Below are 13,299 nucleotides of genomic sequence, written 5' to 3'. Positions count from 1 at the left end.
GGTGTTGACCCGCCGCCCGTCCGCCCGGACGCTGTGTTTGTTTTCCGGGGCAACGAAAGGACGGGCGACGATGCGACGACAGGCTTCCCCCCGCTCTTCCGGGAGGCGCCGCCCCTCCGGCGGGCGCCTCATGGCCGTCGCCGCGGTGGCGGTGACCGGCGCGCTCGCGGCGGCGGGCTGCGGCGGCGGCTCGACGGGCTCCAACGACACCTCCGAGGTCGAGGTCTTCTCGTGGTGGACCGGGGCGGGCGAGGCCGACGGGCTCGCCGCGATGAAGGCCGACTTCGAGAAGCGCAACCCCGGCACGAAGTTCACCAACGCGGCGATAGCCGGGGGGTCGGGCACCCAGGCACAGGCGGTGCTGGCCAGCCGCCTCCAGAACCGCAAGCCGCCGGACTCCTTCCAGGGCCACGCGGGCGCCGAACTGCTCGACTACATCAAGGCCGGGCAGATCGAGCCGCTCGACTCCTTCTACGACGAGAACCGTCTGAAGGCCGCCTACCCGGAGCAGCTCCTCCAGCAGATCACCTACCAGGGCAGGATCTACTCGGTGCCGGTGAACATCCACCGCTCGAACGTGCTCTGGTACAACCCGGGCGTCCTGAAGGACGCCGGGATCTCCGCCCCGCCGAAGTCGATCGCCGAGTTCATCGCCGACCTGAAGGCGGTCAAGGCGAAGACGAAGAAGGTGCCGCTGTCGCTCGGCGCGCAGTGGACGGCCGACCACCTGCTGGAGAACGTCCTGCTCGGCGACCTCGGCACCGACGCCTACAACGCGCTGTGGAAGCCGGGCGCCGACTGGGGCACCCCGGCCGTCGGCAAGGCCCTCGGCGACTTCGGCGAGATCATGGGGTACACGACGCAGGAGGCCGCGTCCACCGACTGGCAGGGCGCGGCGAAGGCGGTCGTGGACGGCCGCGCCGCCTTCAACATCATGGGCGACTGGGCCTACGGGTACTTCACCGGGAACGCCCCGAACGGCCTCGGCAAGAAACTCGACACCGATTTCAAATACGCACCGTCCCCGGGCACCGACGGTACGTACATGTGGTTGTCGGACTCCTTCACCCTTCCCCGCAACGCCCCGCACCGCGGCGGCGCGATCGCGTGGCTGAAGGAGGCGTCCAGCAAGGAGGGGCAGGACCTCTTCAACCCGAAGAAGGGCTCGATCCCCGCACGCAAGGACGCCGACAGGACGCTCTACAAGGGCTACCTCGAATACGCGTTCAACGAATGGAACAAGCCCGGCGTCAAGCTGGCGGGCTCGTTCTGGCACGGCGTGAACGCGAGCAAGAAGCAGCACACCGACATCGACACCGCGGTGGGCCTGTTCCTACAGAACAAGGACGTCGCGAAACTCCAGGCCGGGCTGGTGAGCGCGGCGAAGAACAGCGGCCAGTGACGCGCCGGGTGCCGCGCCGGGTCCGGAACTGGCTGCCCGGCCTGCTGCTGGTCTCGCCGTCCATCCTGGCGGTCGGCCTGTTCGTGTACGGGCTGATCTTCTGGAACACGCGGGAGGCGGTGAGCGGGAGGCACGACGAGATCTCGCCCTACCGGTTCGACAAGGGCAGGAACTTCGTGGACCTGTGGGACCAGCCGAGCTGGCCCGGCGCGGTGAAGCACGCGCTGCTGTTCACGGCCGTGTTCGTCGCCGGCGCGCTGCTGCTCGGCGCGTTCCTGGCGTTCCTGATGGACAAGGGCATCCGCGGCGAGGCGTCGTTCCGGGTCGTCTACCTGTTCCCGATGGCGGTCTCGTTCATCGCCAGCGGCGTGGTGTGGCGATGGCTGATGAACCCGGCGCCGCCCGAGCGCGCCGTCGGGCTGAACCAGCTGTTCGGCGAGTTGCACCTCGGAGCGCTCGCGAACGGCTGGTGGCAGGACCCGGAGTGGGGCATGGCCGCGATGGCGCTCCCAGCGATCTGGCAGATGTCCGGATATGTCATGGCTTTGTATCTGGCCGGGTTCCGCGGCGTCCCGGAGGAGCTGCGCGAGGCCGCCCGGGTGGACGGCGCGTCCGAGTGGAAGGTGTACCGCCACGTGGTGTTCCCGCAGCTCCGGCCGGTGACCCTGTCCGCACTGATCATCCTCGGGCACATCTCGCTTAAGGTGTTCGACCTGGTCATGGCGATCGCGGGCAAGCAGATCATCACCTACGTCCCGGCGATCGCGACGTACGTGGAGGTGCTCGACCGGCACGACCCCGCCAACGGCGCCACCATCGCCACCTACCTGCTGCTCGCGGTGGCCCTGCTGGTGATCCCCTACCTGGTGTGGTCGGTGCGCGCGGAGCGGACCCGATGACCGCGCCCGCCGCCTCCGCCAGGACGCTGCGGATCCTCCGGCCCGCGATCCTGCTGCTGTTCGTCGTGCTGTTCCTGATGCCGGTGTACGTCCTGGTCGTCACGAGCTTCAAGCCGCTGGACGAGGCGGACCCCGGCAGCGCGTGGAACCTGCCCGGCCACTGGAGCGTGTCGGGCTGGCGCTCGGCGTGGGAGACGCTGCGCCCCGGGCTGGAGAACAGCGTCAAGATCGCGGTCTCCGGCTCGCTGATCTCGGCGGTGCTCGGCTCGCTGAACGGCTACGTCCTGTCCAAGTGGCGCTTCCCCGGCGCGGACGCGGTGTTCGCGCTGTTCCTGTTCGGGATGTTCATCCCCTACCAGGCCATCATGATCCCGCTCGCGGGCCTGCTCACCGACCTGGAGCTGGTCGGCACGATCCGCGGGCTCGTCCTCGCCCACGTCGTCTACGGCATCCCGATCTGCACGCTGATCTTCCGCAACTACTACGTCACGATCCCCGACCAGCTCATCGAGGCCGCCCGGGTGGACGGCGCCGGGATGCTCCGCACGTACTGGTCGATCGTCCTGCCCGTGTCCGCCCCCGCGTTCGCGGTGACGATCATCTGGCAGTTCACCTCGATGTGGAACGACTTCCTGTTCGCGGTGTTCCTCGGCGCCCCCGACAGCTGGCCGGTCACCGTCATGCTGAACAACACCGCGGGTTCGGGCGCCGTCGCCGTCCAGTACAACCAGCAGATGGCCGCGGCCCTTCTCGCCTCGCTCCCGACACTTCTCGTCTACCTCCTCCTGGGACGCTTCTTCATGCGCGGTCTCATGGCGGGCGCGCTGAAGGGCTGACGTCACATGAATCCCGGCACCCACGGTGATCGCGTCAACCCCGTGAGAATTTCGCGCGTCCCATATCTGATCAATGTCGATACACACTCGCCCGCTCCGTTGGCATATTCGCCGGGATGCGCCTACTCTCACGGCATCGTCCCGCGCCACCGGAGGCAGGTCGAGCACTGGAGGTGACCGCGTGCAGGCGATCAGTGTTCAGCAACCCTGGGCGTTCGCGATCGCGCGAGGCGGCAAGACCGTCTCGAACCAGGGCCTGCCGACCGCCTACCGCGGGCCGCTGCTGGTGCACGCCTCGATGCGCGTCGACCTGAAGGCGTGCGACTCGCCGCTCATCCAGGCGGCCGGCTGGGACCCGCGCGACCCGCTGGCCACGATCGGCGCCGTCATCGCGGTCGCCGACCTCGCGCACGTCTGCTCGGCGGGCGCGCCCGGCGGCCCCTGCGACTGCGGCCCCTGGTCCGAGCGCGGCGCGCACCACTACCACCTGGCGAACGTCCGCGCGCTGCCGCGCCCGATCGTCGCGCTCGGCCGCCCCGGGGTCTGGGAACCGAAACCCGGCCTCGTCACCGAGGTGAACGCGATGTTCGCCGCCGCGACCGCCGCGAAGGCGACGGCGGCGGCGAACCAGCCGTCCTGACGCTCACGCCTCGGCCGCCTCGCGCAACCGAGCGAACTCCCCGGCCATCCGCTCCAGCGTCCAGTGCGCGTTGAGCCCGCTCGGGTTGGGCAGCACCCACAGCCGCGCGGGCCCGAACGCCTCGTCCTGCGGCCCGATCGCGGTGCGGGGCCGGGCGAACGCCGTCCGGTACGCGGTCACCCCGGCGACCGCGAGATACCTCGGCTGGTGCCGCTCGACGAGTTCGATGAGCCGCCGCCCGCCCTCCCGCAGTTCCTCGCCGGTCAGCTCGTCCGCGCGGGCGGTCGTCCGGTGCGCGAGGTTCGTGATGCCGAGCCCGAAGCCGGGCAGCAGGTGCTGCTCGGACGGGCTCAGCAGCCGGTCGGTGAACCCCGACCGGTGCAGCGCGGGCCAGAACCGGTTCCCCGGCCGCGCGAAGTGGTGCCCGGTCGCCCCCGAGTAGAGCCCCGGGTTGATCCCGCAGAACAGCACCCGGAACACCTCACCCACCGGCGGCAGGACGTCCGGAATGACCCGATCCCGAGCAGCCTCAAGCTCGGCTTTGGTAGGACGCACCGCCCCACCCTACGAGCCCGCGCACACCCCCGAGCCTCCGAAACGACAAACCGACCCATTCGACCCGCGGGTGTTCGCCGAGTTCTGAGCCGGGTCACAGGAGGCTTCGGGTTATCAGGGTCAAAGCGGACGCGGCGACGACGGCCAGCAGCGCGGCGCGCATGCGGGGGCCCGTGAGGTGGCGGCGGAGCGGGCCGGCGGCCAGGAAGCCCGCGAGGACGAACGGGGTGAGCGCCAGCCCGGCGGTGATCTGCGAGGTCGGGAGGCGTCCGGCGGCCGCGAGCATGACCAGCGACAGCAGCGCGCCGAGGGTGAAGAAGGCCGCGAGCGTCGCGCGGACGCGGGGTCCGCTCTCGCGCTGGTAGAGCAGCGCGATCGGGGGGCCGCTGATCGCGGTGGCGGTGCCGGTGGCGCCGCCGATCACCCCGGCGGTGGCGAGCGTGGCGGGGTTGCGCGGGACCTCGGCCGACCAGGTGGTGGCGCCGAGCGCGGCGAGGACGAGGCCGCCGATCACGACGCCGAGGACGCGGGCGGGGACGGCGGCGACCATCAGCACGCCGAGCGGTGTCCCGGCGAGGCGTCCGCCGCAGGCCCAGCCGAGTCCGCGCAGGTCGGCGTGCCGGATCTCGCGGGAGAGGGTCGCGAGCGGCATGATCGCGGCGACGACGAGGATCGAGCCGGGCATGGCGGCGGGGAACAGCATCGTCACGACGGGCGTCGCGACCAGCCCGACGCCGAGGCCGACGCTGCCCTGAACGATGGCGCCGAGCAGGGCGGCGAACCCGGCGACGAGGACGAAGTCGAGGTGCGGCACCGCCCGGACGCTACCGGTCGATTCGGACGGACTCACCTGGATTTTTGGCAAGATGTCCGCATGCTTGCCGCCTGTCTCGCCTTCGCGCTGGTCGCCGGGTTGATCACGATCACCCCCGGTCTGGACACGATGCTCGTCGTGCGCACCACCGTCGCCGGCGGGCGCCGGAGGGGCCTGCTCACGGCGGCGGGGGTCGCGTCCGGGTGCCTGGCGTGGGCGATGGCGAGCGCGGCGGGGCTGACCGCGCTGCTCGCCGCGTCCCGCATCGCGTTCGACGTGCTGCGCGTCGCGGGCGCCTGCTACCTGCTGTGGCTCGGCGCGCAGACGCTCTGGCGGACGCGCCGCAAGGCCGAGAGCACCGAGGACGCCCCCGGCGCGCCGCTCACCGGTCTCGCCGCGTGGCGCAGCGGGTTCGTCACGAACGCTCTGAACCCGAAGGTCGGCGTGTTCTACATGAGCCTGCTGCCGCAGTTCTATCCGCGCGGCGCGCCGGTGTTCGGGACGAGCGCGCTGTTCGCGGCGATCCACGTCGTCGAGACGCTGCTGTGGCTGGCGCTCGTGGTGGGCGCCGCCGGTGCCGCGCGGCGGGCGCTGTCGCGTCCGGCGGTGCGGCGGCGCCGCCAGCAGGTGACCGGGATCGCCTTCATCGGCTTCGGCCTGCGCCTGGCCGCCGAGCGCTAGCCGGCCTGCGCGGAGAGGGCGCGCGCCAGTTCGGCGGCCTGCGCGTCGTCCAGCGGGGCGTGCCCGGTGAGGATCCGGTACCACAGGACGCCGTACGCCTGGTCGACCATGAGGTCGAGGTCGGAGCCGGCCGAGACCTCGCCGCGCTCGCGGCCCCGTTCGAGGATCCCGCGCAGGACGCGGCGCCGCGTCTCGATGAGCGCGCGCATCTGCTCGCGAGCGTGCGGGTCGCGCTGCGCCTCGGCCATCGAGTGCCGCAGGACGGTGGCGGTGAGCCGCTCCCCCGCCGCGCGGAACGTCGCGGTGAGGAACGCCTCCAGGTCGCCGCGCAGGGTGCCGGTGTCGGGCACCGGGATCGCGGTCCCGGCGTGCTCGGCCATCGCCTCCAGCAGCACCGCCCCCTTGGACGGCCACCAGCGGTAGATCGTCTGCTTGCCCACCCCGGCGGCGGCGGCGATGGTGTCGATCGTCACGGGCGTGTCGCCGGGGCGTCCGAGCAGGTCGACGGCCACGTCGAGGATCGCGCGGCGCGCGGCCTCGTTGCGGCGCCGCCCGGTGTGCGGGCGGCGGGCCTCCCCGGTCATGGCCGCCACCCTACAAGGTTTGACGAGACCGTGAGTCTCGATGAATACTTGTCGAGACGATTGGTCTCGATAAAGGGAGCGGACATGGCACAGCGGGTTCTGGTGTGCGGCGGAGGCTCGGGCATCGGCGCGGCCACGGCGGCCCTGTTCGCCGGACGCGGCGCCGACGTGGTGATCACCGGTCGGAACGAGGAGCGCCTCGCCAAGACCGCCGCGAACATCGACGGGAACGTGACAGGCCGCCGGATGGACGCCGCGTCCGGCGAGCAGGTCGCGGCGTTCTTCGCCGCCGGTGCGACCTACGACCACCTGGTGCTGGCGCTCAGCGGCGGTTCGGGCGCGGGCCCCTTCGCCACGCTGGACCTCGACGAGCTGCGCGACGGCTTCGAGGGCAAGTTCTGGCCGCACCTGCGGTTGTTGCAGGCGGCGCTGCCGCACCTCGCCGAGGACGGTTCGGTCACGCTGCTCACGGCCTCCTCGGCGCGCGCCGCGCTGCCCGGGACCTCCGGCCTCGCCGCGATCAACGGCGCGCTGGAGGCGGTGGTCCGGCCGCTGGCGGCCGAGCTGGCGCCCCGGCGGGTGAACGCGGTCTCCCCCGGCGTCATCGAGACGCCCTGGTGGGACGCGCTTCCCGAGGCGCGCCGCGCGGCGGTGTTCGCCGAGCACGCGGCGGCGCTGCCGGTCGGACGCGTGGGCCGGCCCGAGGAGGTCGCCGAGGCGGTGGTCCTGGCAGCGACCAACGGCTTCATCACCGGCCAGGTCATCGAGTGCAACGGCGGCCTGACGCTCCCGACCGGCCGCTGACGCGAACGGGCCGCCCCTTCAAGGGGCGGCCCGTCAGTGCTCACGCCTACTTGCGCAGCAGGTTCCGCAGCACGTACTGCATGATGCCGCCGTTGCGGTAGTAGTCCGCCTCACCCGGGGTGTCGATCCGGACGACGGCCGTGAACTCCCTGCCGTCGGCCTTCACCGTCACCTCGTCCGGCACGCCGCCCTCGTTCAGGGCGGTGACGCCGGTGATGTCGAAGGTCTCGGTGCCGGTCAGGCCGTGCGAGGCCGCCGACTCGCCGTCCTTGAACTGGAGCGGCAGCACGCCCATCCCGATCAGGTTCGAGCGGTGGATGCGCTCGTAGGACTCGGCGATGACGGCGCGGACGCCCAGCAGCGCGGTGCCCTTGGCGGCCCAGTCGCGCGACGAGCCCGACCCGTACTCCTTGCCCGCGATCACGACGAGCGGCGTGCCCTGCGCGGCGTAGTTCTGCGCGGCGTCGTAGATGTAGGACTGCGGCGCGCCCTCCCGCGTGAAGTCGCGGGTGAAGCCGCCCTCGACGTCGTCCAGCAGCTGGTTGCGCAGCCGGATGTTGGCGAACGTCCCGCGGATCATCACCTCGTGGTTGCCGCGCCGGGAGCCGTAGGAGTTGAAGTCCCTGACCTCGACGCCGTGCTCCTGGAGGTACTGCGCGGCGGGCGTGCCGGCCTTGATCGACCCGGCCGGCGAGATGTGGTCGGTGGTGACCGAGTCGCCGAGCCGCGCGAGGACGCGGGCGCCGTGGATGTCGGTGACCGGCTCCGGCTCGGCGCCCATCCCGTCGAAGTAGGGGGCCTTGCGGACATAGGTGGACGAGGCGTCCCACTCGAACAGGTCGCCGGTCGGGATGTCCAGGCCGCGCCAGCGCTCGTCGCCCTTGAAGACGTCCGCGTAGTCCTTGACGAACATCTCCTGGCCGATGGACGACTCGACGATCGAGGCGACCTCCTCCGGCTCGGGCCAGATGTCGCGCAGGTGGACCGGGCCGTCGGTGCCGTCGGCGATCGGGTCGTTGAGGATGTCGATGTCCATCGTCCCGGCCAGCGCGTAGGCGATGACCAGCGGCGGGGAGGCGAGGTAGTTCATCTTCACGTCGGGGCTGATGCGGCCCTCGAAGTTGCGGTTGCCCGACAGGACGGCGGTGACCGCCAGGTCGTTGTCGTTGACGGCCTTGGAGATCTCCGGCTGGAGCGGGCCGGTGTTGCCGATGCAGGTGGTGCACCCGTACCCGACCAGGTTGAAGCCGATCTTGTCGAGGTAGGGGGTGAGCCCGGCGCGCTCGTAGTAGTCGGTGACGACCTGCGAGCCCGGCGCGAGCGAGGTCTTCACCCACGGCTTGCGGGTCAGGCCCTTCTCGACGGCGTTCTTGGCCAGCAGCGCCGCGCCGATCATCACGTACGGGTTGGAGGTGTTGGTGCAGGACGTGATCGCCGCGACCGCGACGTGCCCGTGGTCCAGCTCGAACCGCGTCCCGTCCTCCAGCGTGACCGGCACGCGCCGGTGCGGGCGGCTCGAACCGTCCGGGTCGACCTCGCGCGGCTTGTCGCCGTTGCCGCTGTGGCTGATCGCCGGGGAGTCGGACGCGGGGAAGCTCTCGTCGGACGCCTCGTCCGCCGGGCCGCGCACGCTGGTGACGTAGTTCTGCACGTCCCGGCGCCAGGTGTCCTTGGCGGCCGACAGCGAGATGCGGTCCTGCGGGCGCTTCGGGCCCGCCAGCGACGGGACGACGGTCCCGAGGTCCAGCTCCAGGTACTCGGAGAACTCGGGCTCGACCGAGGGGTCGAGCCACATGCCCTGCTCCTTGGCGTACGCCTCGACCAGCGCGATCTGCTCGTCCGAGCGGCCGGTGAGGCGCAGGTACTTCAGCGTCTCGTCGTCGATCGGGAAGATCGCGCAGGTGGAGCCGAACTCGGGGCTCATGTTGCCGATCGTCGCGCGGTTGGCCAGCGGCAGCGCCTGCACGCCCTCGCCGTAGAACTCGACGAACTTGCCGACCACGCCGTGCTTGCGCAGCATCTCGGTGATCGTCAGCACCAGGTCGGTCGCCGTCGTGCCCGCCGGGAGCTCGCCGGTCAGCTTGAAGCCGACGACGCGCGGGATGAGCATCGAGATCGGCTGGCCGAGCATCGCGGCCTCGGCCTCGATGCCGCCGACGCCCCAGCCGAGCACGCCGATGCCGTTCTCCATCGTCGTGTGCGAGTCGGTGCCGACGCAGGTGTCGGGATAGGCGACGCCGTCGCGGTCGAACACCACGCGCGCCAGGTGCTCGATGTTCACCTGGTGCACGATGCCCGTCCCCGGCGGGACGACCTTGAACTCGTCGAACGCCGTCTGCCCCCAGCGCAGGAACTGGTAGCGCTCGCGGTTGCGCTCGTACTCGACCTGGACGTTGCGCTCGAACGCGTCCGGGGAGCCGAAGTAGTCGACGATGACCGAGTGGTCGATGACCATCTCGGCGGGCGCCAGCGGGTTGATCCGCGTCGCGTCACCGCCGAGGTCCCGGACGGCCTCGCGCATCGTCGCGAGGTCGACCACGCACGGCACACCGGTGAAGTCCTGCATGATCACGCGGGCGGGCGTGAACTGGATCTCCTTGCTCGGCTGCGCCTTGGAGTCCCACCCGGCCAGCGCGCGGATGTGGTCGGCGGTGACGTTCGCGCCGTCCTCGGTGCGCAGCAGGTTCTCCAAGAGGACCTTGAGGCTGTACGGGAGGCGGGCCGAACCCTCGACCGCGTCCAGCCGGTAGATGTCGTACGACTTGCCGCCCACCTGCAGCTTGTTCAGGCTGCCGAAGCTGTTCGCGGACACGGACTCCTCCTCCGTCTTCGCCGCGCGCTCGGTCCGAAACATGGCTGCGCGGCGCTGCTCAACTCGATTCTCATGGCCGTCCCCGCGCGCTCACTCGGCGGCGAGACGGATGCTCATCTCTCCTGATCCTGCCCTAATCAGGCGCCGGGCCGAGAATCAGGTCCCCCTAACTTCGACAGGATTTCTCTTGACGTCAAGGTACCTCCAATTTATCTCGACATCAAACTACCTGTCCGGTCACCGCCGCGCCTCGGCCCGCCGGAGCGCCATCCGCTCCCGCAGGAACCACTCGACCATCCGTGCCATCTCCCCGCCGTCGCCGCCGCAGTGGCAGAGGAACCCACCGCGCCCGCGCGGCGCCTCGCACACGCCCCACCGCCCGCCCGGCACGGCCAGGACCGACAGCATCGTCGGTACCCCGTCGTCGTCGTACACCCGCAGCAGCGGCGTCCGGACGACGATCACCACCGGACGGTACGTCCGCGCGCACCTCCACCCGCGCGCCTCCAGCGCGTCCGCGAGCATGTCCAGATACCGGATCGCGGTCTCGCGCTGCCCGTCGGTACGCCACCTCAGCCAGGCCCGGCGCACCCGCGACGTCCAGTGCCTCCACCGTGCCCGCATCAGTAGAGCGCGGCCCATATGATCTTGCCTCCCTCGTTCAGCGGCCGGACGCCCCACGCCCGCACCGTCGCCGCCAGCAGCACCAACCCGCGCCCCGCCTCCGCTCCGCGGTCCTCGGACCGGACGGCCGGGCGCCCCTCACCGCCGTCCCACACCTCGATCACCGGATGGCCCTTCCGCTCGTCCCGGTACACCCGGACGACGATGGGCCCCGCCCCGTGCAGCAGGCCGTTGGTCACCAGCTCGGACACCACCAGCCGCCCCACGTGGTCGTCCGCGATCCCCCACCCCGCGAACCGCGCCCCGACGAACCGCCGCGCGATCCCGGGCGCCCGTTCGGTCGGCTCAAGAACAAGCGTCGGAATCTCCGGAGCGAACGATGCGGCCATGACACGACCTCGGGTGAGAGGGAATGTGAGTGAATCAACACACAGAGTCACCGAGTAGGGCTACCTTGACGTGAGTACGCAGCGCACTCGGAACAACACGAGAAGCGAGGGCCCCCGCCCATGGCAACGAACCCATCCCCCGACCCCAAGGACGGCATGTGGGCGTTCATCGCCTACTACTTGCGTTTCTGCCGCACCCAGCGAGGGCTGTCCGGCGAGGCCGTAGGCCGCGTCATCAACGCGAGCAAGGCCACGGTCTCCCGCATCGAGAACGGCATCGAGCGCCTGGACGCCAAACGCGCCGCCACCCTGGACCGGGCGTGGGAGACGGGCGGGGTGTTCTCCCTGCTGGTCTGGTACGCCAGCATCGGACACGATCCGCAGTGGCTCGCCCAGTACAAGACGTTCGAGCAGCGCGCACGCATCATCCGGATCTTCGAGCCGCTCCTGATCACCGGTCTCCTCCAGACCGAGGACTACGCGCGGGCCCTGCTGACCGGCGGCGGCGTGTCCGATCCGGAGCCGGACGTCGCCGAGCGAATAGAACGGCAGAGTGTCCTCGACCGAGCGTTCGTCATGGTGCTACTGAGCGAGGCCACATTGCGCTGGCCGGTCGGAAGCCCGCGCATCATGCGAGAGCAACTCGCGCACATCCTCCAAGTGGCGGAGCGTCCGAACATCGTCGTCCACATCGTCCCGCAGACCTTCGACACCGGCGCGTATCCCGGCCTGGACGGTGGCGTCAAGCTCGTCACCGGCGACGATTTCGGAGAGGTGGCTTATACCGAGTCGCTCGGCGGCGGGCGGCTTATATCGTCTCCCACGGAGGTCGCGGAGTACGCGATCCTGTTCGCGCGGATCGGTGCGAAGGCCCTCCCCGAACACCGATCCAGAGCCCTGATCACGAAGGCTATGGAGGCGTTCAGTGGCGACGACGTGGCGTAAGAGCAGTCACAGCGGGACTCAGTCCGGAAGCGAGTGCGTAGAAGTCCGCCGCTTCCCCCGGACAGTCGCCTTCCGGGACAGCAAGGACCCTGAAGGGCCCAAACTGCTGGTCAGCCGGGATGCCTTCGCAGCACTGGTGGCCGAACTCAAGCAGAACGCATGACCCAGGATCCGGACGGACCGAAGCGGGAGGTCGAGCGCGACAGATTCGCCGCTCCGATGGCTGAACTGAAGCGTTAAAGGTTGGGTGCGGTGTCCGGTTTCGGCAACCTCCGTCCAAGTTATGGACGGTGTCGGACCCCGCCGTGACTGTGTGGGACATGAGATTCCAGAGAGGAAGCACCTCCACGGTGCGTGTGCTGGGCCGTGTCTCACTGGCCGTGTCGGCGGCGTCGGTGGCCGTGCTGCCGACGTCGTTCGCCTCGGCCTCGCCGTCCGCCGGGATCGGCGATTGTCCGCTGACCCGGTTGTGCGGCTGGTCGGAGCCGAATTTCCAGGGGCAGATGGTGACCTTCCGCGGAGGCGGCGGATGCCAGGAGTCGCCGATCCCGCTCCGGTCGGTCGCCAACACCCACAGGAGCGCCATCGACGTCGTCCTGGCCGTGTACTCGGGCGAGGAATGCTCGGGCAAGTACCTCGGCACGGTCGGACGCGAACAGGAACTACCGACCCTGCCCGCCGTGGGCGTCAGTGTGTTCTCGGCGTGGTGAGCCGTGATCCGTCAGCGAGGTGGGCGGTATGGCACGGCGAATCCTGATCGGCGCCTGCTGCCTCGCGCTCACCGCGCTGACCTGCGGATGCTCGGATTCGGACGGGACGGCGTCACCGACGCCACCGACGGCGTCCGCGCCGGGAAAGACGAAACCGGCCGCCACCGACCTGAACGTCTGGGCCATCAAGTTCTGCCTGGCCGTCCGCACGCTCGGCAACGTCTACATCATCGACCCGCCCATCGACCCCGACGCGGCCGACAAGGCGAAACTGCGGAAGCTCTTCCGCTCGTCCCGCGACGCACTCGACACGGCCACGAAGACCGTCGCGCAGATCGGCCCGACCGGCGTGTCCGACGCCGACCGGCTCACGAATCAACTACGCCAGTCCCTGAACACCACGGGCCCGCGCCTGGCCGCGGAACTCGACGCGGGCAGCAAAGCGGCGAACAACACCGTGGACAAGGCGAACAAGCTCCTCGGCACCATCCACCCGAACTCCAACGACCTCTTCGACGCCGCCCAGACGAAGTCCGAGATCGGCCCGGTGGTCAAGACCACCATGGGCTGCCCCACCCAGATCATTCCGCTCCCCACCGACTGA

The 13,299-nt window shown here is 70.4% G+C and carries 16 protein-coding genes; 10 read left to right on the top strand and 6 right to left on the bottom strand.

Going from position 1 to position 13,299, the window contains the following annotated elements; genetic code table 11:
• Window positions 1-70 precede the first annotated feature (70 nt).
• The 4 genes from GNZ18_RS06580 to GNZ18_RS06565 all read left to right on the top strand — a co-directional run bounded on the left by GNZ18_RS06580 (window position 71) and on the right by GNZ18_RS06565 (window position 3,777).
• On the top strand, window positions 71-1,402 hold the full coding sequence (locus GNZ18_RS06580) for an ABC transporter substrate-binding protein (RefSeq protein ID WP_308166155.1): 1,332 nt from the start codon (window positions 71-73) through the stop codon (window positions 1,400-1,402).
• On the top strand, window positions 1,399-2,301 hold the full coding sequence (locus tag GNZ18_RS06575; RefSeq protein WP_312874336.1) for a carbohydrate ABC transporter permease: 903 nt from the start codon (window positions 1,399-1,401) through the stop codon (window positions 2,299-2,301). The genes GNZ18_RS06580 and GNZ18_RS06575 overlap by 4 nt, the downstream gene beginning before the upstream one ends.
• A complete protein-coding gene (locus GNZ18_RS06570) occupies window positions 2,298-3,137 on the top strand; it encodes a carbohydrate ABC transporter permease (protein ID WP_156215290.1) in 840 nt (279 codons plus the stop codon). Before GNZ18_RS06575 ends, GNZ18_RS06570 begins: the two co-directional genes overlap by 4 nt.
• A 181-nt stretch (window positions 3,138-3,318) precedes the next feature.
• Window positions 3,319-3,777, top strand: coding sequence for an ASCH domain-containing protein (locus GNZ18_RS06565; protein WP_214618896.1), 459 nt, complete (start codon window positions 3,319-3,321; stop codon window positions 3,775-3,777).
• Window positions 3,778-3,780: 3 nt separating this feature from the next.
• Here the strand turns inward: GNZ18_RS06565 and mug are convergent, their stop codons facing one another.
• Together mug and GNZ18_RS06555 are read right to left on the bottom strand one after the other, a co-directional pair.
• On the bottom strand, window positions 3,781-4,332 hold the full coding sequence (gene mug / locus GNZ18_RS06560) for a G/U mismatch-specific DNA glycosylase (RefSeq protein ID WP_312874335.1): 552 nt from the start codon (window positions 4,330-4,332) through the stop codon (window positions 3,781-3,783).
• A gap of 94 nt (window positions 4,333-4,426) precedes the next feature.
• On the bottom strand, window positions 4,427-5,146 hold the full coding sequence (locus GNZ18_RS06555) for a sulfite exporter TauE/SafE family protein (RefSeq protein WP_312874334.1): 720 nt from the start codon (window positions 5,144-5,146) through the stop codon (window positions 4,427-4,429).
• A 60-nt stretch (window positions 5,147-5,206) separates the two neighbouring features.
• Here GNZ18_RS06555 and GNZ18_RS06550 point away from each other — a divergent pair, with 60 nt between their 5' ends.
• On the top strand, window positions 5,207-5,827 hold the full coding sequence (locus GNZ18_RS06550) for a LysE family translocator (RefSeq protein ID WP_156215287.1): 621 nt from the start codon (window positions 5,207-5,209) through the stop codon (window positions 5,825-5,827).
• Here GNZ18_RS06550 and GNZ18_RS06545 read toward each other — a convergent pair.
• Complete coding sequence (locus GNZ18_RS06545) at window positions 5,824-6,411, bottom strand: TetR/AcrR family transcriptional regulator (RefSeq protein ID WP_156215285.1); 588 nt, start codon at window positions 6,409-6,411, stop codon at window positions 5,824-5,826. The genes GNZ18_RS06550 and GNZ18_RS06545 overlap by 4 nt on opposite strands.
• A gap of 84 nt (window positions 6,412-6,495) precedes the next feature.
• On the opposite strand from GNZ18_RS06545, the gene GNZ18_RS06540 reads away from it, so the two are divergent.
• The gene (locus tag GNZ18_RS06540; protein ID WP_156215283.1) at window positions 6,496-7,215 is read left to right on the top strand and encodes an SDR family oxidoreductase; all 720 of its coding nucleotides are present in this window, start codon (window positions 6,496-6,498) and stop codon (window positions 7,213-7,215) included.
• A 46-nt stretch (window positions 7,216-7,261) separates the two neighbouring features.
• Here the strand turns inward: GNZ18_RS06540 and GNZ18_RS06535 are convergent, their stop codons facing one another.
• The 3 genes from GNZ18_RS06535 to GNZ18_RS06525 form a co-directional block, all read right to left on the bottom strand.
• Window positions 7,262-10,027, bottom strand: coding sequence for an aconitate hydratase (locus tag GNZ18_RS06535; RefSeq protein ID WP_312874333.1), 2,766 nt, complete (start codon window positions 10,025-10,027; stop codon window positions 7,262-7,264).
• 237 nt (window positions 10,028-10,264) lie between these two features.
• Window positions 10,265-10,651 (bottom strand): hypothetical protein, encoded by a 387-nt coding sequence (locus tag GNZ18_RS06530; protein ID WP_156215280.1) that lies wholly within the window; start codon window positions 10,649-10,651, stop codon window positions 10,265-10,267.
• Window positions 10,651-11,040, bottom strand: a complete 390-nt coding sequence (locus tag GNZ18_RS06525) for an ATP-binding protein (protein ID WP_156215278.1) — start codon at window positions 11,038-11,040, stop codon at window positions 10,651-10,653. Before GNZ18_RS06525 ends, GNZ18_RS06530 begins: the two co-directional genes overlap by 1 nt.
• Window positions 11,041-11,160: 120 nt before the next feature.
• Between GNZ18_RS06525 and GNZ18_RS06520 the strand changes: the two genes are divergently transcribed.
• From GNZ18_RS06520 to GNZ18_RS06505, 4 genes are all read left to right on the top strand, one after another.
• A complete protein-coding gene (locus tag GNZ18_RS06520) occupies window positions 11,161-11,985 on the top strand; it encodes a helix-turn-helix domain-containing protein (RefSeq protein ID WP_156215276.1) in 825 nt (274 codons plus the stop codon).
• A complete protein-coding gene (locus tag GNZ18_RS06515) occupies window positions 11,966-12,148 on the top strand; it encodes a DUF397 domain-containing protein (protein WP_214618889.1) in 183 nt (60 codons plus the stop codon). Before GNZ18_RS06520 ends, GNZ18_RS06515 begins: the two co-directional genes overlap by 20 nt.
• Before the next feature lie 157 nt (window positions 12,149-12,305).
• A complete protein-coding gene (locus GNZ18_RS06510; protein ID WP_156215274.1) occupies window positions 12,306-12,695 on the top strand; it encodes a peptidase inhibitor family I36 protein in 390 nt (129 codons plus the stop codon).
• Window positions 12,696-12,723: 28 nt separating this feature from the next.
• Window positions 12,724-13,299 carry a hypothetical protein gene (locus GNZ18_RS06505; protein ID WP_156215273.1) on the top strand — a complete coding sequence of 192 codons (576 nt, stop codon included), beginning with the start codon at window positions 12,724-12,726 and terminating at the stop codon, window positions 13,297-13,299.

Source organism: Actinomadura litoris (assembly GCF_009733595.1).
Taxonomy (GTDB): Bacteria; Actinomycetota; Actinomycetes; order Streptosporangiales; family Streptosporangiaceae; genus Spirillospora; species Spirillospora litoris.
The sequence above is the reverse complement of the archived record's forward strand: the minus strand, read 5'-3'. Positions and strand labels throughout refer to the sequence as shown.

Excerpts from the sequence above, each read along its gene's own strand:
- GNZ18_RS06580 (WP_308166155.1), top strand. The coding sequence starts at position 71 with ATGCGACGACAGGCTTCCCCCCGCTCTTCCGGGAGGCGCCGCCCCTCC.
- GNZ18_RS06570 (WP_156215290.1), top strand. The coding sequence starts at position 2,298 with ATGACCGCGCCCGCCGCCTCCGCCAGGACGCTGCGGATCCTCCGGCCC.
- GNZ18_RS06550 (WP_156215287.1), top strand. The coding sequence starts at position 5,207 with ATGCTTGCCGCCTGTCTCGCCTTCGCGCTGGTCGCCGGGTTGATCACG.
- GNZ18_RS06545 (WP_156215285.1), bottom strand. The coding sequence starts at position 6,411 with ATGACCGGGGAGGCCCGCCGCCCGCACACCGGGCGGCGCCGCAACGAG.
- GNZ18_RS06540 (WP_156215283.1), top strand. The coding sequence starts at position 6,496 with ATGGCACAGCGGGTTCTGGTGTGCGGCGGAGGCTCGGGCATCGGCGCG.
- GNZ18_RS06530 (WP_156215280.1), bottom strand. The coding sequence starts at position 10,651 with ATGCGGGCACGGTGGAGGCACTGGACGTCGCGGGTGCGCCGGGCCTGG.
- GNZ18_RS06525 (WP_156215278.1), bottom strand. The coding sequence starts at position 11,040 with ATGGCCGCATCGTTCGCTCCGGAGATTCCGACGCTTGTTCTTGAGCCG.
- GNZ18_RS06520 (WP_156215276.1), top strand. The coding sequence starts at position 11,161 with ATGGCAACGAACCCATCCCCCGACCCCAAGGACGGCATGTGGGCGTTC.
- GNZ18_RS06510 (WP_156215274.1), top strand. The coding sequence starts at position 12,306 with ATGAGATTCCAGAGAGGAAGCACCTCCACGGTGCGTGTGCTGGGCCGT.
- GNZ18_RS06505 (WP_156215273.1), top strand. The coding sequence starts at position 12,724 with ATGGCACGGCGAATCCTGATCGGCGCCTGCTGCCTCGCGCTCACCGCG.